The sequence below is a fragment of the Rhizobium moroccans genome (assembly GCF_057559155.1).
The window spans coordinates 1-21,651 of record NZ_JBHFJG010000043.1; the positions used below are offsets into that span (position 1 = coordinate 1).

The 21,651-nt window shown below is 59.2% G+C and carries 25 protein-coding genes and 1 pseudogene; 13 read left to right on the forward strand and 13 right to left on the reverse strand.

Translation table 11 applies throughout. The annotated features are described in order from the left end of the window. A pseudogene (locus ACE04I_RS20105) lies at nucleotides 1-201 on the reverse strand (IS21 family transposase); the annotation flags it as partial. A 50-nt stretch (nucleotides 202-251) separates the two neighbouring features. On the opposite strand from ACE04I_RS20105, the gene ACE04I_RS20110 reads away from it, so the two are divergent. Continuing rightward, entirely contained in the window at nucleotides 252-998 is a 747-nt protein-coding gene (locus ACE04I_RS20110; protein ID WP_487207546.1) for a tail fiber domain-containing protein, read from the forward strand. 124 nt (nucleotides 999-1,122) lie between these two features. Beyond that, entirely contained in the window at nucleotides 1,123-2,253 is a 1,131-nt protein-coding gene (locus ACE04I_RS20115; protein ID WP_046792126.1) for an acyltransferase family protein, read from the forward strand. 419 nt (nucleotides 2,254-2,672) lie between these two features. Here the strand turns inward: ACE04I_RS20115 and ACE04I_RS20120 are convergent, their stop codons facing one another. After that, nucleotides 2,673-3,071 carry a DUF1236 domain-containing protein gene (locus tag ACE04I_RS20120; protein WP_046792127.1) on the reverse strand — a complete coding sequence of 133 codons (399 nt, stop codon included), beginning with the start codon at nucleotides 3,069-3,071 and terminating at the stop codon, nucleotides 2,673-2,675. Between the two features lie 620 nt (nucleotides 3,072-3,691). Between ACE04I_RS20120 and ACE04I_RS20125 the strand changes: the two genes are divergently transcribed. From ACE04I_RS20125 to ACE04I_RS20145, 5 genes are all read left to right on the forward strand, one after another. Then, on the forward strand, nucleotides 3,692-4,375 hold the full coding sequence (locus ACE04I_RS20125; protein ID WP_487207547.1) for a lysozyme: 684 nt from the start codon (nucleotides 3,692-3,694) through the stop codon (nucleotides 4,373-4,375). Then, nucleotides 4,375-4,611 (forward strand): hypothetical protein, encoded by a 237-nt coding sequence (locus tag ACE04I_RS20130; RefSeq protein ID WP_052760307.1) that lies wholly within the window; start codon nucleotides 4,375-4,377, stop codon nucleotides 4,609-4,611. The genes ACE04I_RS20125 and ACE04I_RS20130 overlap by 1 nt, the downstream gene beginning before the upstream one ends. Further along, nucleotides 4,496-4,744, forward strand: coding sequence for a hypothetical protein (locus ACE04I_RS20135; RefSeq protein WP_046792129.1), 249 nt, complete (start codon nucleotides 4,496-4,498; stop codon nucleotides 4,742-4,744). The genes ACE04I_RS20130 and ACE04I_RS20135 overlap by 116 nt, the downstream gene beginning before the upstream one ends. Before the next feature lie 313 nt (nucleotides 4,745-5,057). After that, nucleotides 5,058-5,423 (forward strand): hypothetical protein, encoded by a 366-nt coding sequence (locus ACE04I_RS20140; protein WP_046792947.1) that lies wholly within the window; start codon nucleotides 5,058-5,060, stop codon nucleotides 5,421-5,423. 540 nt (nucleotides 5,424-5,963) lie between these two features. Continuing rightward, complete coding sequence (locus ACE04I_RS20145) at nucleotides 5,964-6,866, forward strand: LysR family transcriptional regulator (protein ID WP_487207548.1); 903 nt, start codon at nucleotides 5,964-5,966, stop codon at nucleotides 6,864-6,866. Here the strand turns inward: ACE04I_RS20145 and ACE04I_RS20150 are convergent. After that, complete coding sequence (locus ACE04I_RS20150; RefSeq protein WP_046792131.1) at nucleotides 6,855-7,223, reverse strand: MarR family transcriptional regulator; 369 nt, start codon at nucleotides 7,221-7,223, stop codon at nucleotides 6,855-6,857. The genes ACE04I_RS20145 and ACE04I_RS20150 overlap by 12 nt on opposite strands. Before the next feature lie 78 nt (nucleotides 7,224-7,301). Here ACE04I_RS20150 and ACE04I_RS20155 point away from each other — a divergent pair, with 78 nt between their 5' ends. Then, nucleotides 7,302-8,366, forward strand: coding sequence for an IS110 family RNA-guided transposase (locus ACE04I_RS20155; RefSeq protein ID WP_046792132.1), 1,065 nt, complete (start codon nucleotides 7,302-7,304; stop codon nucleotides 8,364-8,366). Between the two features lie 400 nt (nucleotides 8,367-8,766). Here the strand turns inward: ACE04I_RS20155 and ACE04I_RS20160 are convergent, their stop codons facing one another. Continuing rightward, on the reverse strand, nucleotides 8,767-9,447 hold the full coding sequence (locus ACE04I_RS20160; protein ID WP_156176902.1) for a hypothetical protein: 681 nt from the start codon (nucleotides 9,445-9,447) through the stop codon (nucleotides 8,767-8,769). A gap of 152 nt (nucleotides 9,448-9,599) precedes the next feature. Between ACE04I_RS20160 and ligD the strand changes: the two genes are divergently transcribed. Next, nucleotides 9,600-10,649 carry a non-homologous end-joining DNA ligase gene (gene ligD, locus ACE04I_RS20165; RefSeq protein ID WP_487207549.1) on the forward strand — a complete coding sequence of 350 codons (1,050 nt, stop codon included), beginning with the start codon at nucleotides 9,600-9,602 and terminating at the stop codon, nucleotides 10,647-10,649. Between the two features lie 81 nt (nucleotides 10,650-10,730). Further along, nucleotides 10,731-11,012, forward strand: coding sequence for a hypothetical protein (locus ACE04I_RS20170; RefSeq protein ID WP_046792135.1), 282 nt, complete (start codon nucleotides 10,731-10,733; stop codon nucleotides 11,010-11,012). A gap of 6 nt (nucleotides 11,013-11,018) precedes the next feature. Here ACE04I_RS20170 and ACE04I_RS20175 read toward each other — a convergent pair whose 3' ends face one another. Together ACE04I_RS20175 and ACE04I_RS20180 are read right to left on the reverse strand one after the other, a co-directional pair. Beyond that, nucleotides 11,019-11,225, reverse strand: a complete 207-nt coding sequence (locus tag ACE04I_RS20175) for a hypothetical protein (protein ID WP_487207550.1) — start codon at nucleotides 11,223-11,225, stop codon at nucleotides 11,019-11,021. Nucleotides 11,226-11,350: 125 nt separating this feature from the next. Beyond that, nucleotides 11,351-11,665 (reverse strand): hypothetical protein, encoded by a 315-nt coding sequence (locus tag ACE04I_RS20180; RefSeq protein ID WP_487207551.1) that lies wholly within the window; start codon nucleotides 11,663-11,665, stop codon nucleotides 11,351-11,353. 640 nt (nucleotides 11,666-12,305) lie between these two features. Here ACE04I_RS20180 and ACE04I_RS20185 point away from each other — a divergent pair. Further along, on the forward strand, nucleotides 12,306-12,965 hold the full coding sequence (locus ACE04I_RS20185; protein WP_046792137.1) for a hypothetical protein: 660 nt from the start codon (nucleotides 12,306-12,308) through the stop codon (nucleotides 12,963-12,965). 79 nt (nucleotides 12,966-13,044) lie between these two features. Here the strand turns inward: ACE04I_RS20185 and ACE04I_RS20190 are convergent, their stop codons facing one another. The 4 genes from ACE04I_RS20190 to ACE04I_RS20205 form a co-directional block, all read right to left on the reverse strand. Further along, on the reverse strand, nucleotides 13,045-13,818 hold the full coding sequence (locus tag ACE04I_RS20190; RefSeq protein ID WP_046792138.1) for an amino acid ABC transporter ATP-binding protein: 774 nt from the start codon (nucleotides 13,816-13,818) through the stop codon (nucleotides 13,045-13,047). Between the two features lie 32 nt (nucleotides 13,819-13,850). Next, nucleotides 13,851-15,005: an amino acid ABC transporter permease gene (locus ACE04I_RS20195; RefSeq protein WP_046792139.1), complete on the reverse strand. Its 1,155-nt coding sequence runs from the start codon at nucleotides 15,003-15,005 to the stop codon at nucleotides 13,851-13,853. Between the two features lie 4 nt (nucleotides 15,006-15,009). Beyond that, nucleotides 15,010-16,200: an amino acid ABC transporter permease gene (locus ACE04I_RS20200; RefSeq protein ID WP_046792140.1), complete on the reverse strand. Its 1,191-nt coding sequence runs from the start codon at nucleotides 16,198-16,200 to the stop codon at nucleotides 15,010-15,012. 114 nt (nucleotides 16,201-16,314) lie between these two features. Further along, complete coding sequence (locus ACE04I_RS20205; protein WP_046792141.1) at nucleotides 16,315-17,337, reverse strand: amino acid ABC transporter substrate-binding protein; 1,023 nt, start codon at nucleotides 17,335-17,337, stop codon at nucleotides 16,315-16,317. A gap of 358 nt (nucleotides 17,338-17,695) precedes the next feature. Here ACE04I_RS20205 and ACE04I_RS20210 point away from each other — a divergent pair, with 358 nt between their 5' ends. Next, on the forward strand, nucleotides 17,696-18,886 hold the full coding sequence (locus ACE04I_RS20210; RefSeq protein WP_046792142.1) for a cystathionine beta-lyase: 1,191 nt from the start codon (nucleotides 17,696-17,698) through the stop codon (nucleotides 18,884-18,886). Here the strand turns inward: ACE04I_RS20210 and ACE04I_RS20215 are convergent, their stop codons facing one another. From ACE04I_RS20215 to ACE04I_RS20225, 3 genes are all read right to left on the reverse strand, one after another. Continuing rightward, the gene (locus ACE04I_RS20215; protein ID WP_046792143.1) at nucleotides 18,887-20,053 is read right to left on the reverse strand and encodes an FAD-dependent monooxygenase; all 1,167 of its coding nucleotides are present in this window, start codon (nucleotides 20,051-20,053) and stop codon (nucleotides 18,887-18,889) included. It abuts the gene before it with no gap. A 23-nt stretch (nucleotides 20,054-20,076) separates the two neighbouring features. Then, complete coding sequence (locus tag ACE04I_RS20220) at nucleotides 20,077-20,322, reverse strand: zinc-finger domain-containing protein (RefSeq protein ID WP_046792144.1); 246 nt, start codon at nucleotides 20,320-20,322, stop codon at nucleotides 20,077-20,079. A 97-nt stretch (nucleotides 20,323-20,419) separates the two neighbouring features. Continuing rightward, nucleotides 20,420-20,674 carry a hypothetical protein gene (locus tag ACE04I_RS20225; protein WP_046792949.1) on the reverse strand — a complete coding sequence of 85 codons (255 nt, stop codon included), beginning with the start codon at nucleotides 20,672-20,674 and terminating at the stop codon, nucleotides 20,420-20,422. A 143-nt stretch (nucleotides 20,675-20,817) separates the two neighbouring features. Between ACE04I_RS20225 and ACE04I_RS20230 the strand changes: the two genes are divergently transcribed. Next, on the forward strand, nucleotides 20,818-21,594 hold the full coding sequence (locus tag ACE04I_RS20230; RefSeq protein ID WP_046792145.1) for an alpha/beta fold hydrolase: 777 nt from the start codon (nucleotides 20,818-20,820) through the stop codon (nucleotides 21,592-21,594). The last annotated feature ends 57 nt before the right edge of the window (nucleotides 21,595-21,651 follow it).

Here is a 21,651-nt window from a genome sequence, read left to right on the forward strand (position 1 = left end):
CGTCTTCAGCCAGGCCGACAGCCGATCCGCGAACGGATCAAGCTTGCTCGGTCGCTCTGGGACCTTGAACTTCGGCTCCACGCCGTCCAGGCGCAGGTATTTGCGGACAGTGTTCCGGGACAGGCCGGTCCTGCGGCAAACCTCCCGGATCGATAGATGCTCTCGAAAATGCCAGCGTCGGATTACGCTCAGTAACGCCATGTCGATCACTCCAGAGCCCCCGCTGAAACCTCGCGAAGGATGATTGAAACATGGGTCAAATCTCAGTGATAATTTCCCGCAATCCCGGGTCAGCTCTCAGTGCAAATCAACAATCTGGAGTCGCGGCAGGCGGCGGGTCGGTCGTATTTCAGAACTCAAGCGGGTCCAGTATTGGGACCATCAATCACACCAATACCGATACCACCTACGGAACGACGTCCGATTACCGCCTAAAGACCAATGTCGAGCCTTTGGTGAGCTTCACCCTGGCTGGAGACCAGTTCGATCATCTCGATGATGCCGTCCTGCGCGTCATGGCTATGCGCCCGGTGAATTTCACCTGGGCGGAGTATCCCGAGGCCGGCCTGCAAACGGGTTTCATCGCACATGAGCTACAGCAGGCAGCACCGCATGCGGTGAGCGGCCAGAAAGATGCCAAGGAAGATATCGGCACGGCCACCATTCCCGAGAAGGTCATTCCCGCCCAAGTGATCCCCGGCGATACAGTCACGGTCATTTACCCGGAGACCGGTGAACCGGTGGAGATACAGACGCCCGACCGTGAAGTTCCAGAGCAGATCATTCCCGCACAGGTCTTTGAGGACGTCCGCAATGGCGAGATCGAGGGCGCCGAGTGGGTGAAGACGGGAACACGACCGGTATACCAGGCTGTGGACCACGGCAGGTTGACGCCGGACCTCGTGGCAGCCGTCCAGAGCCTGACGCTCATGGTTTTGGAGCAGCAAGCGGAAATGAAGGCGATGGCGGAGCGTATCTCCGCGCTGGAGCTGGCATAACGCCGCGATGGTGGCGCGAGGATCCAGGCTGACGTGAATCGAGGGTGATTGTTGATCGATTGACGTAATTATTGCTTCCCGCGAATGGCTTTCGTATAAGCCTCGTAGGATTGGGCGGGGAAAAATGCCACGAATTCTTCATCTCGACGGCGTTCGAGGGCTTCTTGCTGCGAGCGTCATGTTAAGTCACGTAATTGGTGGCATCACCGGTTGGGCAGCGGATAGGCCGTTTTACGGTGCATTTTTAGCCGTTGATTTGTTCTTCGTTCTCTCGGGCTTCGTCCTGTCGAAGTTGCTGCTAGCCGAGAAGTATGGCTTCCGCGCGTTTTTCTGGATGCGCTTTTGGCGACTGTGGCCTCTGCATGTCGCGACCATCCTACTCTGCATCGTCGTCTATGAGTTAAACCGCTCGGTTGGACATTATGCGCCGCCGGACGTGATGTTCTCGGACATCCCGCTGATCCTGGAAAACGCGGCGTTCCTGATGACGTTGGGGATCGTGGATGTGGCGGTGATTAATGATCCCTCTTGGTCGATCGGGATCGAATTTTGGCTTTCAGCGCTATTGTTGCCTCTTCTGATTAGAGGCAGTTTGGCTGTGTTGCTAGCAATCATTGTGGCGGCTTACCTCTTCATCGCCATTCACGCGCATGGGCTTATGGCCATTGGTGCTGTGTACCCCTTCGTTAGCCTTGGGGTGCTGAAGGGGATTGCCGGGATGTCGCTTGGTGTAGCGATCTGCAAGGTCGAAGAGCCGCTGAACTCAAAGCTGGAAAACATGGACGTTCAGTGGTACGCCGCATTGATTTCCGTATCGTTTGCATTCACTGCGGCCGCTATTGTCTGGCAGAATAATAGCCTGCTCAACTTCGCGGTAATCGTCGCTATCATCCCTGTCCTGGCCGCGAGATCGTTCTCAAGATTGAGGTCGATCAATGGCTTTTTGTCTTCCAAGCCGTTAGTTTGGCTCGGCACGATCAGCTTCTCACTCTACCTCGTCCACACACCAGTCTTAGTTCTTCTGGATGTACCGACTGTTGCAAGAAGTCTTGGCGGTGTGAATGCAGCGATTTTTCTTAGCGTCGCCTGCATTCTTGCCGGTGCTGCTGTCCATTACTTCTTCGAGAAACCGGTAGCGCGGATAGTAAAGGGCTTTGGTCGAAAGGCCACTGGTGGGGACCTTATTGGGGCCGCAACGCGCCCAAGTCCGAAGGAAGGTGAGAGGCCTCTGGACCCAACACCGAGCAACGCCTGAAATTCGCAATCTCTTAGATGAGTATTCGGCCGGCGCACCCCAAGACTGTGCACCGGCCAGCGGCTGGCTGCTGAAGGAGCGCCTTGCCGCACTCCTTATGTGGCCCTTTGAAGATGCTCGATCAAGGCAAGCATAGGACCGGCAGTTCGCGCTCCTGCCGGTCCTACGGTCGCGGGGAGGTCAATCGGCATTCGGCCGCGACCTTCACCAAACTCTCATGAATGGGCGGTGTTCCCGCGTCGTAGGGGTAGAGCATAGCGCCGGCAAGTTTGGACTCTTGCCGGCGCTATGGTCGCGGTGCTCCCAGGAGAATGAGCACGCGCGACTTGGGGCCGAAAATACGGAGCATGAACCGTTACCTCGGCCCTAATCGCCATAAGACCGGCGACATGCCACGATCGCCGCCCCTATGGCTTAGATCAGTCTAGAACCTGCACGACTGTCCTGGATTTCGGCTCCACGATTATGCGGCGTTCATTGACGACCGTATAAGCGTAATCGGGGTTTTGAGGCACAGGGGTTAAAACTACGGTTTCAGGTACCGGCTTGCCGACCACGATCTCCTGTTCCACCACAATCGGCTGCGCTGGCATCGGTGCTTCTTCGACATACGTTACCACTTCCCGCGGCGGCGGATCGATGGCCCCGCCGGCTACACCGCCCACCACGGCACCAATACCTGCGCCGACTGGGCCGCCTACGATTGCGCCAGTGGCGGCGCCGCCTACCATGCCAGTGGCTGCACCCTTACCCTCTTGGGCAACGGCTGTGCCGGCAAATAGGATTGCGGCAGTTGATAGAATACATGTCCATTTCATTGGTGTTCTCCTCTCTGTTACGTCGTGCTCACAACAGGCCGGAAGTCAAATAGGTTCCCGGATGGGGCTTTAGTCCTAAGCAACTCGAATAAAAGGAGGAGGTATTCTTCGGCAGGGTCGGTTCCGTGGTTGGAATGCATGCTAATAAGCATAGGCCGGAAACCGCTAGCCTCGCGCCGGCGCGAGGAAAGAGGCCCGACATAGCCTGACGGAACCATGTCGAGCCCCGCCGCTAGGGAGTGGGAAGCTCTTCGCGGCGGCTCATTCTACACGCTGTCCTGACCGAAAAACCCCTAGAAATGGGGGAGGAAAGGAGAGGCCCGAACTGTTCAGGCGTTGTCCGGGCCCCTCACGCCGCAGCGGGTCGGGGAGACTTCCACGGCAAAACCGCCGTAAAGCGGCAACCGCTTCCAAGCAATCTGTTCTTCTGGATCAGGTAAATATCAAATGAAGGAGGCCTGGTGGCTGCTACTCCACCAGGCCTCTGTGCTGCGAATTGTATTATTTCGGGGTGACGGGGATCCGCAGCCTCGCACCGCCGCTGGAGGTCTCTGGCGGGTGCGATGGCAGGTTAACCACGCATCCCCCCTAACGGTTCCCTTCAACATCGGAGAAAAATCATGACACGACGCATCAACGCGGCGGGGCTTTCGCACGTCAAGCAGTGGGAAGGCCTCAAGACCCGCGCCTATCGAGACGTGGCCGGTATTCTGACGATCGGCTACGGCCACACCTCCGCCGCCGGCGCGCCCATGGTCACGGAAAGCATGAAGATCACTGAGGCTCAGGCCGAGGAAATCCTAAGCCACGATCTCCGGAAGTTTGAGGAGCGCGTCGAGCGCTTCGTGAAGGTGCCGCTGACCGACAATCAGTTCGCGGTGCTGGTCTCCTTCGATTTCAACACCGGCAAGCTCGACAAGTCCACGCTGCTCAAGAAGCTCAACAAGGGCGACTATGACGCCGTTCCGGTCGAGTTGATGAAGTGGGTTCACGCTGGTGGCAAGAAGGTGAAGGGTCTCGTCAATCGCCGTGCTGCCGAGGCTGGCCTGTGGGCAAAGGGCGAGTTCGTCTCGAGCAACACTGTCGAAGCGAAGACGAAGGCTCCCGCGACCGATGTTGCCGTGGTCGGCGGTACCGGTGCGGCGGGTGCTGGTGCGACCATCGGCCCTGCTATTCCCGAGATCGTGGATGTGGTCAGCGGCCAACAGGACGAGCTTTCGAGCGGCGATTGGACCCGGATTGCCATTGCCGTGATAATTGTTGTTTTGACCCTCTATGGCATCTATCGGAAGGTGAGGGCGTGATGACTTCTACGCCCCGCATTCTCGGTGCCTTCGGTATCCTCCTCATCCTCGTGCTCATCGGCGGCTGGTTCTGGAAACAAGCCGGTGACGAGGCTCGTCTATCGATCGAAAGGCATAACAATGAAGCAGGTGATGCTTCGGATCGGGCTCGTAGCGATTTTGACGTTTGTCCTCACGGCTTGTGGGACTTCGGCGCCGAAAAGTGTGTCGGGGCTGCGGCGGGTGGTGGGGACTGACCTCATCGGGGCTCGTGGAGCCACGCCAGCCGATCAGCGAAAGATTGACCGGACGGTGGTCGGGATCTGCTCTGCTGACCTTTGGAGCCGGGAAGAATGCGCGCGGCACGGGGCAGAAGCCAAAGGCGCCTAGCTTACCGTCTTTCCGGGCGATCGGGTCACGGATCGCATCACTCGACTGAGTTCAGGCTCACGCTCTTCACCTTCATCCGGATTGCAAACGGGGCAGGGCATCCCGGCCCCGCCGCAATGGCAGGCCTTTGGGCCAGCCCAAGGCCGGTTCGGGTGAGCCTCACATATCCAACCGGTATCGTCGCACTTCTCGCATCGCATATCGGCACCAATCCCGCTTTCGGTCGATCTTACCACAGGCCGAGGGCGCATGAACTCTATACCACAACACGCATCATATGAGGGCCGGGGAATTGACGAGCAAGGATACGGACATGGTCACGGTACCAACTCCCACCTGGAAGTTCGAATGGAACCTGAACACTCTGGTGAGCCTGATTGGCTTCATCGGGATTTTCTTCGCCTGGGGCGCCACCTGGAACCAGGTGCAATCCGAGATGCGGGCGAACTCTGCGGCGATCGAGCGGCTCGACAAGAGGCTCACCGCGGCGGAGGTCGCTCTCCGTACACTCGATACTCAGGAAATCCGGATCGCTGCTGTCGAGAAGCAGGCGAGCGAGGCAGCCGTTTCCATGCGCTCGCTTGAAAGCACGCTCAATACCCTGGGTTCCGATATCAGGGTGGTGCGCGAAATCCTGCAGAGGATCGAAGGTGACCGGCCTTCATTGCCTGCACGCTGAGAATTGCGGGACTTCTCATGGGGCGATAAGCTGCAGGTGGGCAATGCGGCAGCGCGGGCTAGTGTTTGAAATCATGCTTCCGAAGATGAACGGATGCGAACAGAAGGTCGTCGGCACATTCCGCAATTGCTGAAAGGACTTCTTCTTCGTTCCAGCCCGCCTCTACAGCAGCAGTGACCAAGTCTTTGATTGGCTTCTCGACCACCGATCTGCATTGCAGCAGTCGGGTTCCGTCAGTGGTTTCGACTGTTGGTGACGGGAAGCGAGGCATTTCCTTCTAAGTAGAGCATGTTTGTTCTTAGACAAGATTTGTACTTGTCCCGCACCATTCTTTATTCAGACGCTCTTTCGCGCATTTCTCTTGATCTCCTCCCACTGCGGATAGTGCTCATAGCACCACCATTTGACCGGCTCCGCATAGACGGCTGCTGCCAGTATTCATAGCTTGACGTTATAAACGTCTTCTAGATTGATCTGGCTGGAAAACCAACGGATGATCTGCCCCTCAAGCGAATCTTTGCATCAGTTGGAGAGGACAGAATGGAACTGCGCCACATGAGATGCTTTGCCACGCTGGCCGAGGAACTTCATTTCGGTCGCGCGGCTGCGGCGCTGTCCATGGCGCAGCCCGCCCTCAGCGTGCAGATCCAGACGCTGGAAAAGGAGCTTGGGGTTCAGCTTCTCACCCGCTCCACCCGTCGCGTTCAATTGACCAAGGCCGGCGAAATTTTCTACGAGCGGTGTATCCGTATTCTGCGAGAGGTCGAAAACAGTTCCGCGGTCGTCAGGGCTGTTGCAGGCAAGAATGTCGACCGGATCACGATCGGAACCATATACCCGGCAACCTTCGGTGTCCTGCCACTCTTTCTCAGCAAGATCGGCAAGAGATTTCCTGATATCGAGATTCACATCAGCAGCGGCTCCACCGATGCGATCGTCCGCGATCTGGAAAAGGGCCGCATCAATCTCGGTTTCATCCGGCCATTCGAGAACATCGGATCGCTGCGTTGGCAGAAGATCGCCAATGAGCGTTATCTCTTGGCGGTGCCCACTGAAAGCCCGCTGGCGACGGCGCAAACAATTACCATGAGCGATCTGAAACGCGAGCGGATCATCTCCTTTTCTCGCTCAAACCTCTCTTATACGGAAAAGTACTTCTCCGAGCAGTTCAGAAAACACGACCTTGTCGATCACGTCGCCTATAGCTGCGACGACACCCTCTCCATGGTTTCGCTCGTTGCCGCGGGGCTTGGTGTCGGTTTCGTTCCCGAATGGACGCAGGATCTGCCTCATCGGTCGTTTTGCCTTCGGGAAGTGAAGGGAGTGGATTTTACGATCGGCATGGGGCTCGCCTGGAGCAAGGAAGACCCCACCGCGAACCGCGATGAGATCGTGGAAATCGCTCGCTCGCTTGCAACAGCCTCGCGACCACTACGTCCCTGACTTTCTCTGCTCGGCGCCCAACCTTAGGCGATCGAACAGTTCTGGACAGAACTCAAACTGCCGGGCAGTTCCGCGCCCCATGGAGTTCTTGACGATCGTCTCTGTGAGTATGCCACGCTCGACAAGCGGATCGACCGATTCCGCGACGGCATTGCGCGTCAATCCGGTGATTTTAACGATATTGGATAGAGTTAGCTTTTCGTGGCGCTGATGCATCACGAAGAGCACCGTCATCATCCCCACTTGCTTTAAACGCGATTGCGGCGTTTCACCCTCTGCCGGTTTGCCGAGGACCTCCTGCAGAGCATAGGCCGAGAAAAGCTGGCTTTGCCAATGAGCATTAAGTGCGCCTGTCATATCTTCTCTCGTGCGGCATCCGAAGTCCCCTCGTGCTAGAACACTATCGTTCTGCCACTCGGTTGAGGAGGACCGGTCATGGAGAATATCGCCACCATCGGATTAGACATTGCCAAGAACGTTTTTCAAGTGCACGGCGCGGATAAGGATGGCGCACCGTTGCTCGATCGCAAGCTTAGCCGCGCGGAAGTGCTGGGCTTTTTCGAGCGATTGCCACGATGCGTGGTCGCTCTGGAAGCGTGTGGAACTGCGCATTACTGGGCGCGCTGCATCTCGGAACTGGGCCATGAGGTGCGCCTGATACACGCCACATATGTGAAACCCTTCGTTAAGCGGGGAAAGACCGACGCCTTGGATGCGCAGGCAATCGCCGAAGCGGCCACACAAAAGACGATGCGGTTTGTTCCGATCAAGTCGGTTGACCAACAGGCAGCGACCATGATCTTCGGCGCCCGGAGCCTTTTCGTTCGTCAAAGAGCGCAGGCTACAAATGCGCTACGCGGTCACTTGTCGGAACTTGGATTTACCACGAATACCGGACTTGCAAGCTTCAAGTCGCTTGCGGCGGCTGTTCGTGGCACGGACGGGACACAACTTCCTAAGATTGCCAGAGATGCCCTCGAGGAAATCGTTCTGCAAATCGAACGCTTGTCAGAGCGCATAGAAAAACTAGATCGAGAGATCGTTGAGCGCGCAGATCGTGACGAGGATATGCGGCGACTAATGACGATACCGGGGATTGGGCCCCGGATCGCTGCGGCAGTGAAGGCAATCGTTCCAGATCCCTCCGAATACAAAACGGCGCGCCATTTCGCAGCTTGGATTGGTCTGACGCCGAAGTCACATTCAAGCGGCGGCAAAATTCTCCTGGGGCATATCTCGAAGATGGGCAATCGTGAACTTCGTTCGCTGCTCTACTTGGCGGGGGCAACAGTGCTTGGCACCGTCAAAGATGACAGTGGGATGGTGCGCTGGTCAAAAAGGCTGAAAGCTCGACGCCCCTTCAAGGTTGCTGCTGTAGCGGTGGCAAACAAGCTGGCCCGAATAATTTGGGCAATATTGGTCAAGGGCGGAGTTTACGTTCGCGTGAAAACGGCGTCGAATTCAGGGGTGGCGGCGGGCGAGGTGCAGGGACTCGCGTGATCTGCCATTGCCTATGCATAGGCGGGACGAAAACCAATGTGTTGGTCTCTTGAAACGCAAAAGATGGGCAACGAAAACCGGCATTGTGTGAGTGCGCCTAGGCACGCGAAAGATTGTGGGACTTGCCCCGCGGGGAGGCTAAAGGCTAGCGGCTAGCTGTCGCTAAGGCCGTAGTTGATACAGCACCGTTTCGACTGAGGGCATCGCAATAAACGCGTCTCGCCGGCGGGTCGCTCTGCATAGCTGGAGCGGCCCGTCCTGTTCGTCGACTACTCGCGAACAGGATCACTCCTATCCTTCAGCGGCAGGTGATCTTGAGTACTGGTCGAAGGAATGCGCATCGGTCAGTCTGGGTATCTGCGCTTCCACCCTCGGGTGGGCAAAGCCCTTGTATTCGACGCTAGGCACATCGTTTGCTGCTCATTTCATCGTAGAGCTGCTCGACGCGGCACATGGCGTCCAGCCGCGAATTCTCCCAACCGCTGCCTTTTCCTGGGCGCTTCCGACGACGCCCTTCGACGCCGTACAAAATCCAGAACCAGATATCCTTGCTGGTGGCCGCCGCCTCAAGCTGGAAGACCCTGCCGATCGGCTGTGTGCCATCGAGGCCGATGAAATCCTCCGGCTCTTCTTCCGCCCAGCTATGTTGCCAGCGGTATCGAGGCTTCGATCCTTCTGGGATTTTCTGCCAGCCCATCCAGCCATTGTAGCCGCCAACCCGGATCGCCGCGTTCTTCTCCCGCTCTGCCTGGCGGGCTTTCTCTGCCGCGCGTTGTCGGGCAGCTTCTTCTCTTTCCTTCCGCTCGCTCTCCTTTCTTGCGAGGATAGCCGCTTCGGCACTGCGCACCTGGTCGGTATAAGCGCCGCACGGCGGCTGGCTTCCGAAGGCGCGTCGATGCTCACAGTCCTTTGTTGCGTTCATGACGAGGACTTCAAGCAGCACATCGGGTGAGGACGTCTTGAGAACCTCCGCTTTCGACAGATCCTGCCGAAAGTCGCATTGCGTGCAGGCAATCTCGATTATCTCCTCCGGCACGTCTCTCAGCGAAACCAATTTTCTAGGCCTCTCGGCATCGGACACGACTTCTCCTTCGCGCCGAAGCACGTTCTTCCTTTGTAACTTTTCATAGGGAGCGCCGCCGCATTGCGGCTCCGATGTTCTGATTATGTTCTCATCTGATGCGATGAGTCAATGATGAATGTTATTAAGAACTCGCTGATGTAATATCGGGCATGACCAAGCGCCCGAGAAAACCACCCTCCAAGCCGCTGCTCAACGAAACCGATCTGCCGCTCCAAAGCCGGCCGATCCGCAAGCGTGATCCCAAGCAGCCGCAGCTTCCCTTTGACCCCATGCCGGAGCGGGTAGAGCCGTGCCTAGCTCTCCTGAAGCCGAAGGCGCCGCATGGGCCGGAATGGCTCTTCGAGATCAAATGGGACGGTTACCGGCTAGCGGTGCATATCGAGCCGAACCGCGTTCGCATCCTCACCCGCAACGGCCACGACTGGACGCACCGGTTTCCGGCGATCGTTGACGCGGCGAAGGCTCTCGGGCCGACGACGATGATCCTGGACGGGGCGGCGGTCGTTCTCGACGAGCATGGTCTACCAAACTTCGGCATGCTGCAGAACTCCCTCGGCGGCCGCGGTGGCAAGCTTCCGTCCCGAAATTCCCTTCTCTACGCCTTCGACCTCCTATACTTCGACGGCCACGATCTGAGGGGCATGGAATACGAGGGCCGGCGATCGATGCTGGAAAGCCTTCTCGTAGGCGCTGACGGCTCTATCCGTCTTTCCGAGAACTTCGATGAAGATCCGGAGGAAATGCTTCGCCATGCCTGCCAGTCCGGTCTTGAGGGCATTATTGCCAAGCATCGGGACCGGCCGTATCGATCCGGACGCACCGGCGACTGGCTGAAGATCAAATGCGTCCTCAGCGACAGCTTCACGGTTGTCGGCTACGAGCCGTCCACGAAGGTGCCGGACGCAGTCGCAAGCCTTCTCCTGGCCGCGTACAAGGGCGTGGATCACGTCTATGTCGGTGGGGTAGGGACAGGCTTCAGCCAGGACGAGGCGAGGCGGCTCAAGAAGCAACTCGACAAGCTCAAGACGAGACTGCCGCCAGTGACGATCCGCGGCAAGAACTTGGTGCTGACCGCGCCGGCATTCATTGCCGAAATCGAGTATCGCGGCTGGACCCATGACGGAAAGCTTAGGCATCCATCATTCAAAGGGATTAGGGACGAAGCGGACGCGGGTGATGTCTATCGCCTGCCCGATTGAAATCTATCAATATTGGCAGATGGCGGTTTTGGGGAATATGGCCTATCCCAAGTGAGAACGGCACAGCAGGGAGGACTCGCCGTGGGGATTGTAGTTTACGGATACCAGATCATTCCGGGCGACGACGAGGATCTTCACTTCGCCACCACGCTAGAGGCGTGCATGAAGGATGCATCCGACCTTTTGAAGGATTTGCGCAATGATCCGGAGGTCAGCCCAACCGAGTTCGGCGCCAGAGCGGTATATGAATGCACTCTGAAGATGCCGGACCCTGCAACCCTTGTTGCCTTCCTCAATGAGCACACAGAAGCGATCGAGAATTGCATAATGGACCGTAAGCTGGTGACGGTCGTCGGGAATTAGGGGCAGCTATTCGAGCTTCCGCTTCAATGCATGCAGCAGCGCCTCCAACTCTGCATTCGAGCCGGCCGCGAGCATGAGGTTGTCGGCGACCTCGATGATTGCCGTCAGGACCTCCGTCTCCTCCCATCCAGCCTTCACCGCATCCTCGATCAGCTCCTGCAGCGGTATCTCGACCGCCATCTGGCAGAACAGGTGCCGGTTCTGGTCTCCCATTGGGAGTGTCGGAGGAGGGATGTCGCTCATCCCGAAAAGGATAGGGCGAACTGAGATGGCGAAAAGGGAGGGGAGGTTGAAGTAGATGGCGGCTCTGCCGAACGCGTGAGCCGCCATAGAAGATGTCAGTAGAGAATGCGCCGGTTATTGTTCTTGCGGTAGATGTTCCGCGAGGCTCGATCTTGCATCCGTTCAATCTGACGACGCTCGCGAGGCGAAACGTACCCGTCTCTGCCTGCACGCCACTGCGCCCGGTCAATCCGCTGCTGCTGGCGGCGAAGATTGTGCAACTCTCTCGGCGTTAGCTCTCCGCGTGCGGCTCCGCGGTAAATTCGCTGTTCCTGGCGATATTCACGCGCGTCGCTACGGTAAGTCTGGGCAAGGATCGGAGAGGCAGAAGCCAATATGACTGCGATGGCACTGATGATGATCTTCTTCATGATAGGGCCTCCATTTCCCAACAGTCGAAATTTGCGCGCCGAACTTTGAACAGGCGATTAACGTTCCATTCATGTGAGGGAGGGACTGAAGAGGAAGGGCCGTTTCGATCCCACAAAAGGTGAGGGGACAGTCTAAAATTCGCTAATCAAATCAACGGCACTTGAATTCCCCTCACCATTGGCGATTCTCATTGAAAACACTTAGAAATTTGGAACTTCTGGCATTCCTGCAGGGGTCGCCATTATCTTCATTGTCCGACCCGGAGATATAGGTAACAGAACTTACCGGAGACACGGGTAACAACTCTCGTTCCGAATGGGCTCGGTAAGTTCCTAGCTTGCATGGCGTCACCGCCATCCGCGGCATCGCCATGGCTCAGCATGCCGGATGCCGTCCGAGACTGCAGCAAATCGGCAACGCGGGCGGATCAATCCCATGTTTACGAAAATTTCGGCTTGGGAAGAGCCGCTTCCGCTCTTATATTAGCGATATCGGTTCCGTCGTGTTGCACGGGGAAGACCGGATTTGGATTTCGCGGGCAGGACCAGCGAAACGCGTCAAGCACATTCAATGGCTTTTAACCGGGCGGCTTCAGGCTGCCTGGCGGGTAGACTATTTTGATTTCGTCCGGGAGTTCTCATGACCAAGACGATTCGCGCCGGCATGGCGGCCATGGTTTCCATTTTTCTTGCGACGGGTCCGGCGATCGCCGATAGCGGGCGGCTGATCTGGCAACCGGCCAAGAGTTCGGACACCAGCTATTCGGTGAAGATGGGCATGCGCTTGCCGACCAGGCTCGAGCCCGAGGCCGGCATTAATATGGGCATGTCGGCCTCCAAGGGCGGGGCGCTGGTGGAGACGCCGGTCAATGTCTGGGGCAGGGTGAAGACCCAGGCCATCCAGAGGCCGGCCTATGAAAGCAACCGCGACATCGATTTGTCCTTCGATGCGCTGCACGGCAGCGGCGCAATCACCATGAACTATTATGACAAGCGCGTCGCGACGCCGACGATCGACGTCGAGCGGCGCAGCAGCTATGCGATGCGCTATGACGGTGTCGCGCAGGAGTGGTGCGGGTTGGAAACCAGCCAATCGCTACGCATTGCGCGCCCCGGCACGGTTGGCACCGCCTTTGTCGTGAAGGGCAAGGCGGCCAATAATTTCGAGACACTCGGCGCCGATCTCGGGCTGGAACAGAAATTCGGGAAGAACATGACCCTCAGCGGCTCGCTAGGGCGGACGACGACTTCGACCGACACCGCAGTGAACGTGAACGCCCGCTATTCCTTCACGTGGTAGCGGATGCGTGCCCCTCGAATAAATAAGTACCTCTAATAAAAAGGGCGCCTTTCGGCGCCCTTTTTCGTGAAAGCCCCGCTCAGTGCAGGATCTGGCTGAGGAAGAGCTTGGTGCGCTCGTGCTGTGGATTGTCGAAGAATTCCGCGGGAGAATTCTGTTCGACGATCTGTCCCTGATCCATGAAGATCACCCGGTTGGCCACCTGGCGGGCAAAGCCCATCTCGTGGGTGACACAGAGCATGGTCATGCCTTCCTCGGCGAGGCCCACCATGGTGTCCAGCACTTCCTTGATCATTTCCGGGTCGAGTGCAGAGGTCGGCTCGTCGAAAAGCATGATCTTCGGGTTCATGCAGAGCGACCGGGCGATCGCCACGCGCTGCTGCTGACCGCCGGAAAGCTGGCCGGGATATTTATGCGCCTGCTCGGGGATCTTCACGCGCGCGAGATAGTGCATGGCGACCTCTTCCGCCTGCTTCTTCGGCATCTTGCGGACCCAGATCGGCGCGAGCGTGCAATTTTCCAGGATCGTCAGATGCGGGAAGAGGTTGAAATGCTGGAACACCATGCCGACCTCGCGCCGCACCTCGTCGATCTTCTTGAGATCGTTGGTGAGCTCGATGCCATCGACGACGACGCGGCCGGACTGATGTTCCTCGAGGCGGTTGATGCAGCGGATCATCGTCGATTTTCCGGAGCCGGACGGGCCGGCAATGACGATGCGCTCGCCGCGCATGACCTTGAGATTGATGTCGCGCAGCACGTGGAAATCCCCGTACCACTTGTTCATCTTGATGATCTCGACGGCGACGTCGGTGTCGGAAATCGTCATTTTCTTGGGTTTGGCTTCTGCCATCTTTTTCCCCTTTGTTATCGTTTGCTGCCAGCTTAGCGCTTATGGCCGGTGTCGAGGTGCCTCTCCATGAAGGCGGAGTAGCGCGACATGCCGAAGCAGAAAAGCCAGAAGATGAAGCCGGCGAAGATGAGGCCGGTTAGCGGCGTGACCGGCGTGATCCAGGTCGTATCGGTGAAGTTGAGGCGCACGATGCCGAGCAGGTCGAACATGCCGATGATCGACACCAGCGAGGTATCTTTGAAGAGGCCGATGAAGGTGTTGACGATGCCGGGAATGACCAGCTTCAACGCCTGCGGCATGACGATCAGCCGGATTTTCTGCCAATAGCTCAGGCCGAGCGAGTCGGCGCCTTCGAACTGCCCCTTCGGAATGGCCTGCAGGCCGCCGCGGATGACTTCGGCCATATAAGCGGAGGCGAAGAGCGCCACGCCGACGAGGGCGCGCAGGAAGTTGTCGATCGTCCAGCCGGTCGGCAGGAAGAGCGGCAGCATCACGTTCGCCATGAAGAGCACGCTGATCAGCGGCACGCCGCGGATGATCTCGATAAAGCCGACGCAGAGCGTGCGGATGATCGGCATATTGGACCTGCGCCCCAGCGCGAGGAGAATGCCGATCGGCAGCGAGACGGCGATACCCACGAAGGACAGGATCAGGGTGACCATCAGGCCGCCCCAGAGGGGTGTCTCCACCTCTCGCAACCCGAACCCGCCATGCAGCAGGAAGAAGGCGACGATCGGCAGGGCGCCGAAAAGCAGTATGGCGTTGAGGCCCTTGCGCGGCAGCTTCGGAATCAGGATCGGCACCAGGAGCGCGATGAACATGATACCGACCAGTATCGGCCGCCAGCGCTCGTCATAGGGGTAGCGTCCGAACATGAACTGCTGGAAGCGGTCTCCGATGAAAGCCCAGCAGGCGCCGGACCAGCCGTCGGGCTGGATGCCGCCCTGCGCGATGGTGGTGCAGGCGCTGCGGTCGGAGCCGGACCAGACGGCATTGAAGAACAGCCATTCGAGCATGCCGGGCAGCACCCAGAGCAGGAAGGCGATCGCCAGGGCAGTGAGGATCGTGTCCCTCGGTGTCGCGAGCAGGTTTGCCCTGATCCAGCCTGGGACGCTCCTGATGCTGAGCGGGGCCGGTTCGGCCGGCAGCATTTGGGGACGGACGAAAGCGACGTTCTTTGCGCTCATGATCTTATCTTTCCACCAGGGCCATCTTGGCGTTGAACCAGTTCATGAACAGCGACGTCAGAATGCTGATGGTGAGATAGACTGTCAGCATGATGAAGATCGCTTCCACGGCTTGTCCCGTCTGGTTGAGGGTCGTGCTGGTCGTGGAAAAGAGTTCGGGGAAGCCGACGGCGACACCGAGCGAAGAGTTCTTCGTCAGATTGAGATACTGGCTGGTCAGCGGTGGAATGATGATGCGCAGGGCCTGGGGAACCACGACGAGACGTGTCGTCATCGCCGGTTGAAGTCCGAGTGCGGACGAGGCTTCGGTCTGTCCTTTCGCCACGCCTCGGATGCCGGCACGGATCACCTCGGCGATGAACGAAGCCGTATAGAGGGACAATGCCAGGTAGAGGGCAACGAATTCCGGCAGTATCCGGGCTCCGCCCGTCATGTTGAAACGGCCGGCGATCGGAGGATCGAAGGTGAGGGGCGCGCCCGCCGCCAGGAAGGCGAGGATAGGCAGCCCGACGACAAGGCCGATGCCCGTCCAGATGATCGGGAACTGCTGCCCCGTTGCCATCTGTCTCTTCGTGGCCCATTGCGCGATTGCGAGCGCGGCGATGATGCCGAGCACGAAGGCGATGGGTACGAACACCGCACCTTCGCCCCAGATCGGTTTGGGGAAGGCCAGCCCACGATTGTTGAGAAATGTGCTGAAGGGGAGCGCGATCGAATCTCTTACCTGCGGCAGGGTGTCGAGCACGCCCTTGTACCAGAAGAAGATGACGAGCAGCACCGGGATGTTGCGGAAGATTTCCACATAAACGGTGCAGAGCTTGGCGATCAGCCAGTTTCTGGAAAGGCGCCCCAGACCGACGAGAAAGCCGATGATCGTGGCGGTGACGATGCCGAGGGAGGCGACCAGCAGCGTATTGAGGAAGCCGACCACGATGGCGCGGCCATAGGTGGAGTCGTTCGTATAGGAGATCAGCGTCGTGCTGATGTCGAAGCCGGCGCGTCCATTGAGGAAGCTGAACCCGGATGCCGTACCAGCCCGGGCAAGGTTCTCTGTCGTGTTATGGAATATCCACCAGCCGAAGATGACGACGATTGCGAGTGCGAGTACCTGGAAAAAAATACCCCGGTATTTGGGGTCGTAGACATAGGACCGGAGAGTCCTCGCCTCGGGAGGCGCGAGTGCAGCGTCTGTCATGCTAGCCAAATCCCCTTATGACCTTGTTCAGGTCTTCTTTTTCTTATGCGTTTTTATGAGTTCTCAAGCGAGATAAGGCGGCCGGGGCCGCCTTATCAATTCACGATCCAGCGATCAGCGGACCGGGGGCGCGTATTGCAGGCCGCCCTTGCTCCAGAGAGCATTGAGGCCGCGCTCGATTTTCAGCGGCGTGTTCTGGCCGATATTACGCTCGAATACCTCGCCGTAATTTCCGACCTGCTTCACGATGTTGTAGGCCCACTCGTTGGTGAGGCCGAGGTCGGTGCCGATCTTGGTATCGGCTTCGGTGCCGAGGAACCGCTTGATGTCAGGGTTCGTCGATTCCTTCATCTCGTCGACATTGGCCTGGGTAATGCCGAATTCCTCGGCTTGAACCATGGCGTAGCCGGCCCACATCACGATGTCGAACCACTGGTCGTCACCCTGGCGGACTGCCGGGCCGAGCGGCTCCTTGGAGATGATTTCCGGCAGGATCATGTGATCGCCCGGATTGGAAAGCGACAGGCGCAGGGAATAGAGGCCGGACTGGTCGGTCGTGTAGACGTCGCAACGGCCGGACTGGTAGGCGGCGTTGACTTCCTCGAGCTTTTCGAAGACGACCGGATTGTACTGCAGGTTATTGGCCTTGAAGTAGTCGGCGAGGTTGAGCTCGGTCGTGGTGCCGGACTGAACGCAGACGGCGGCGCCGGAGAGTTCGAGCGCGGACTTCACGTTGAGGCTGTTGGGCACCATGAAGCCCTGGCCGTCGTAATAGTTGACATAGCGGAAGTTCAGGCCGAGCGAAGTATCGCGGCTGATCGTCCAGGTCGTGTTACGCGCAAGCACGTCGATTTCACCCGACTGCAGAGCGGTGAAGCGGACCTGTGCGGTGGTCGGCGTGTACTTCACCTTGGTCGCATCGCCGAAGATGGCGGCGGCGATGGCCTTGCAGTAGTCGACGTCGAAACCGGTCCAGTTGCCCGACGCGTCCGGCGCTGCGAAGCCGGCAAGGCCGGTATTGACGCCGCACTGAACGAAACCCTTGGCCTTGACATCATCGAGCGTGGCCGCGGAGGCAGCCGAGCCGAGGCCCATGACTGCAGCGCCAATTGCGGCTGACAGAAGCGTCTTTTTCATTTTCCCAACCTTTATCTGTTTTCTTGAATTGATACACCGCGCCGCTCCCCTTGTTCTTTGAAATGCAGCCGGCGGCCCGCTGACCCTCCCGGCGCGAGCGTTCCTATCTCATTCGTAAATACTGACATGGTCAAGCCTCGCTCGCCCGAATTGCGGCGGAAACGAGGTAAATTCATTAATCATGCCTGATTTGAGAGCAAATGATTACCAATTGAGCATCCGTTGCCGAAAATCTCGCCTCTGATCGCGCAGCGGTTGTCGTGGCGGTTCGGGACAGACTGCAACGGGGTTGACCCTTCCCGAACCGGCTGCAACAAAACAACGTCGTTCGTTTCCTTAATGAAAGCTTCCCCGAGAGATGAAGAAGAAAGATACCTTGCTCGCCGATGCCGGTCCCAATACCCGTCTGGCGCATATCGGCCATGATCCCCACAGCTTTCACGGTTTCGTCAATCCGCCGGTGGTGCACGCATCGACGGTTCTTTTTCCCGACAGCCGGGCCATGGAAACGCGCGCGCAGAAGTACACCTATGGCACGCGCGGAACGCCGACGACGGATGCGCTGTGCAGGGCCTTGGACGAACTCGAAGGTTCGGCAGGGACGATCCTCGTTCCCTCGGGACTGGCGGCCATTACCGTGCCGTTCCTGGCCTTTCTCTCTGCCGGGGACCATGCGCTGATCGTGGATTCCGTCTACACGCCCTGCCGCCATTTCTGCAACACGATGCTGACGCGGCTCGGCGTGACGGTGGAATACTACGATCCGGAAATTGGCGCGGGGATAGAGGCGCTCATCAGACCCAACACCAAATTGATCCACACCGAGGCGCCGGGCTCCAACACGATGGAGATGCAGGATATCCGCGCGATCGCGGATGCGGCGCACCGGCACGGCTGCATCGTGACCATGGATAATACCTGGGCAACGCCGCTCTATTTCCGGCCGCTGGATTTCGGCGTCGACATCTCGATCCATGCGACGACGAAATATCCCTCTGGCCATTCCGATATCGTGATGGGCTCGGTCTCCGCCAACGGCAAATACTGGCCGCAGCTTCAGGAGGCGACGATCACGCTCGGTATCTGCGGCGCGCCGGACGATTCCTATCACATCCTGCGCGGCCTGCGGTCCATGGGCGTACGGCTCGAGCACCACCAGAAAAGCGCGCTTGCGATCGCCGAGTGGCTGGAAGGCCGGGAAGACGTGGCAAGGGTCCTCCATCCGGCGCTGCCGAGCTTTCCCGGCCATGCAATCTGGAAGCGGGACTTCAAGGGATCGACGGGGGTCTTCTCATTCGTGCTGAAGGCTGATGCGCCGGAGAAGTTCAAGGCCAAGGCCCATGCCTTCCTGGACGCGCTCACGATCTTCGGGCTCGGCTATTCCTGGGGCGGCTACGAGAGCCTTGCCGTGCACGTCAACCTCTCCGACCGCACCATCCGGAAGGCGCCGGCGGAAGGCCCGGTAATCCGGCTGCAGATCGGGCTCGAAGACGTCGCCGATCTCAGGAAGGATATTGAGGCGGGATTCGCTGCCGCCGCTGCCGTCTGATCAGTCCGGGATACGGTAACCGTAGAGCCAGTCGAAATCCGCCGCGAGCGATTGCGGCGGACGCAGCGATAGAACCACGTCGCGGCCGAATCTCAGCGGGCCTCGGGCATGATAGGCGAAGCGGTTGAACGCGCCGCGCGCTCTCACGCGGGCGATGCGCGCTCCGCGCTCGGTTTCGAATTCAGAAAGGGCGCGCACGAGGGGCAGGGGGCCGCTAACCTTCGCGGCGAGCGCGAACGCGTCCTCGATCGCCATGGCCGCGCCCTGGGCGGCGAAAGGCATCATGGCATGGGCGGCATCGCCGATCAGCACCATGTCGCGGCCGTTCTGCCAGCGCCCCGCGCTTACCTCGTAAAGCGGCCAGAAGATCGGCTGAGCGGCCTCTTCCAGCATGGCGATGATTGCCCTGTTCCAGCGCAGGAACTGCCGGAGCAGCATCCGCCGCTGGCTATCTGTGGTTTCCGCCTCCCAGGTCTCGCCGGGGTTCACGCCCGAAGCGATCGCCACGATGTTGAAACCGCCGGTCTCCTTCAGGGGATAGGACACCAGATGGCTCGACGGCCCGAGAAAGGCGGTGACCGCATCCTTTTTCAGGAAAGAGGGGGCGGCGGCATTCGGGATGGCAAAGCGCCAGGCAATATTGCCTGAAAAATTCGGTACCGGGGCATTGGAAATCCGCGAGCGGGTTTTCGACCAGACCCCATCGGCTCCCACCACCAGATCAGGCTTTCGGCCCGCCGTGATCGCAAGCGCCTGCGGGTCGGTGTCCGTGATCCGGCTGTCGAGATGCAGGCGGCAAAGCGGGTTGGTTTCGACCGCGTTCAGCAGGGCGCGTTGCAGCGTGGAGCGGTGCAGCACTCCATAGGGCGCGCCCCAGCGATGGCGGGCGAAGGCCCCGGCCGGCATATGGGAGATGGGACGCAGCGTCGTGCCCGATACGAGTTCTATCCGCTCCGGCTCGGTCCAGACCTCTTCCAGCTCGTGGAGAACGCCGAGCCTCGCCAGAATGCCGGTGGCGTTCGGCGAAAGCTGGAGGCCCGCACCGATCTCGGTGAGCGCCGGCGCCTGTTCGAAGATATCGGAAGCTATCCCGCGTCGCGCAAAGGCGAGTGCCGCGGCAAGTCCGGCCATTCCGGCGCCGATGATCGCAACTGTTTCGACGGGCATCGCCTATGCCGCGCGCAGGGAGGTCAGGCGGCCTGGACGTGGAAGACGCAACCCGGAGGGTCGGTCTGGTCCGCCTTGAGCGCGGGATTGTACCGGTAGAGCGTGGAACAGTAGGAGCAGACCTTCTCCACGTCGTCGCCCATGTCGATGAAGATATGCGGATGATCGAAGGGCACGGAAGCGCCGGTACACATGAATTCCTTCACGCCGATCTGGATCAGCCGATGTCCGCCGTCGTTCTGGAAGTGGGGAATGCCGTGTCCCGCCATGATGATCTCCGTAACTTCAAGATTTCGCCGGACATTATCTCTCCCGGCTCCGAATGTGTAGTGATAAAACCCGGCGAGCCGCCAGGCCATGTTGCCGCTATCGGCGCGGCTCGCCGCCGGGCGGATAGTAGCTCTTGCTTTCGAACCGGAACTTGTGGCCGCACAGGCAGCGCAGCATGTATTTCTTCGGATCGCGCGATGCGAATTCGGTGGAGAAACCTCCCGGCATTTCATCGACGGAAAAGCCGCGGTCCTTGCGGCGCGGGTCGTCGTCCTCGGAAACTTCCGCAAAGCCGGTGTGGCCGCATTGCGGGCATTCGAGCTTGCGGGAATAGCGGTCGCGTGCTGCCAAAATTCCTATCCTTTCGTTCGGCGTGCTTATAGCGAGCGAGTTCGCCGGAGGGAAGCCGGGCGAGCGGCGGAAAATCTGCGGATGAGGGTTCATTCCCCCGGCGCTATCCTCTATGGTCGCGCCAAAAAAGCGGACCGCCGACGATGAACCTGAATGCTCCCTCCTTCTCTTCCTTTTCCCATGACGGATTGAAACTCGCCTATTTCGACGAGGGTGATCCCTCCGGCGATCCGGTATTGCTGATTCATGGCTTCGCCTCCAGCGCGCTCGTCAACTGGGTGCATCCCGGCTGGCTGAAGACGCTCGGCGATGCCGGCTACCGGGTCATCGCCATGGATGATCGCGGCCATGGTGCCAGCGACAAGCCCTATGACCCGGAGGCTTACAGGCCCTGGGTGATGGCCGAGGACGCGGCCGCGCTGCTCGACCATCTCGGCATTCCCGAGGCGCATGTGATGGGCTATTCGATGGGCGCGCGGATTTCCGTATTCCTTGCGCTGCGCCATCCCGAACGCGTCCGCTCGCTGGTGCTCGGGGGGCTCGGCAGCGGCATGACGGAGGGCGTCGGCGATTGGGACTCGATCGCGGACGCGCTTCTCGCGCCTTCCCTGGACGATGTTGAACACGCCCGCGGGCGCATGTTCCGCGCCTTCGCCGACCAGACGAAGAGCGACCGGGAAGCGCTTGCCGCCTGCATTCGCGGCTCGCGCGACCTGGTTTCTCGCTCCGACATGGGGCGCATCGAGGCGCCGACGCTGATCGGCGTCGGGACGAAGGACGATATCGCCGGCTCCCCCCAGGAACTCGCCGCGCTGATGCAGAATGCCCGCGCGCTCGACATTCCCGGCCGCGATCACATGCTGGCCGTGGGGGATAGGGTCTTCAAGAAGGCGGTCCTCGATTTCTACGCCGAGTTCTGAACCTTTGCCGCAATCTCACAGTTACGATCAACGGAATGCGATTTCGCTCCCATTGGT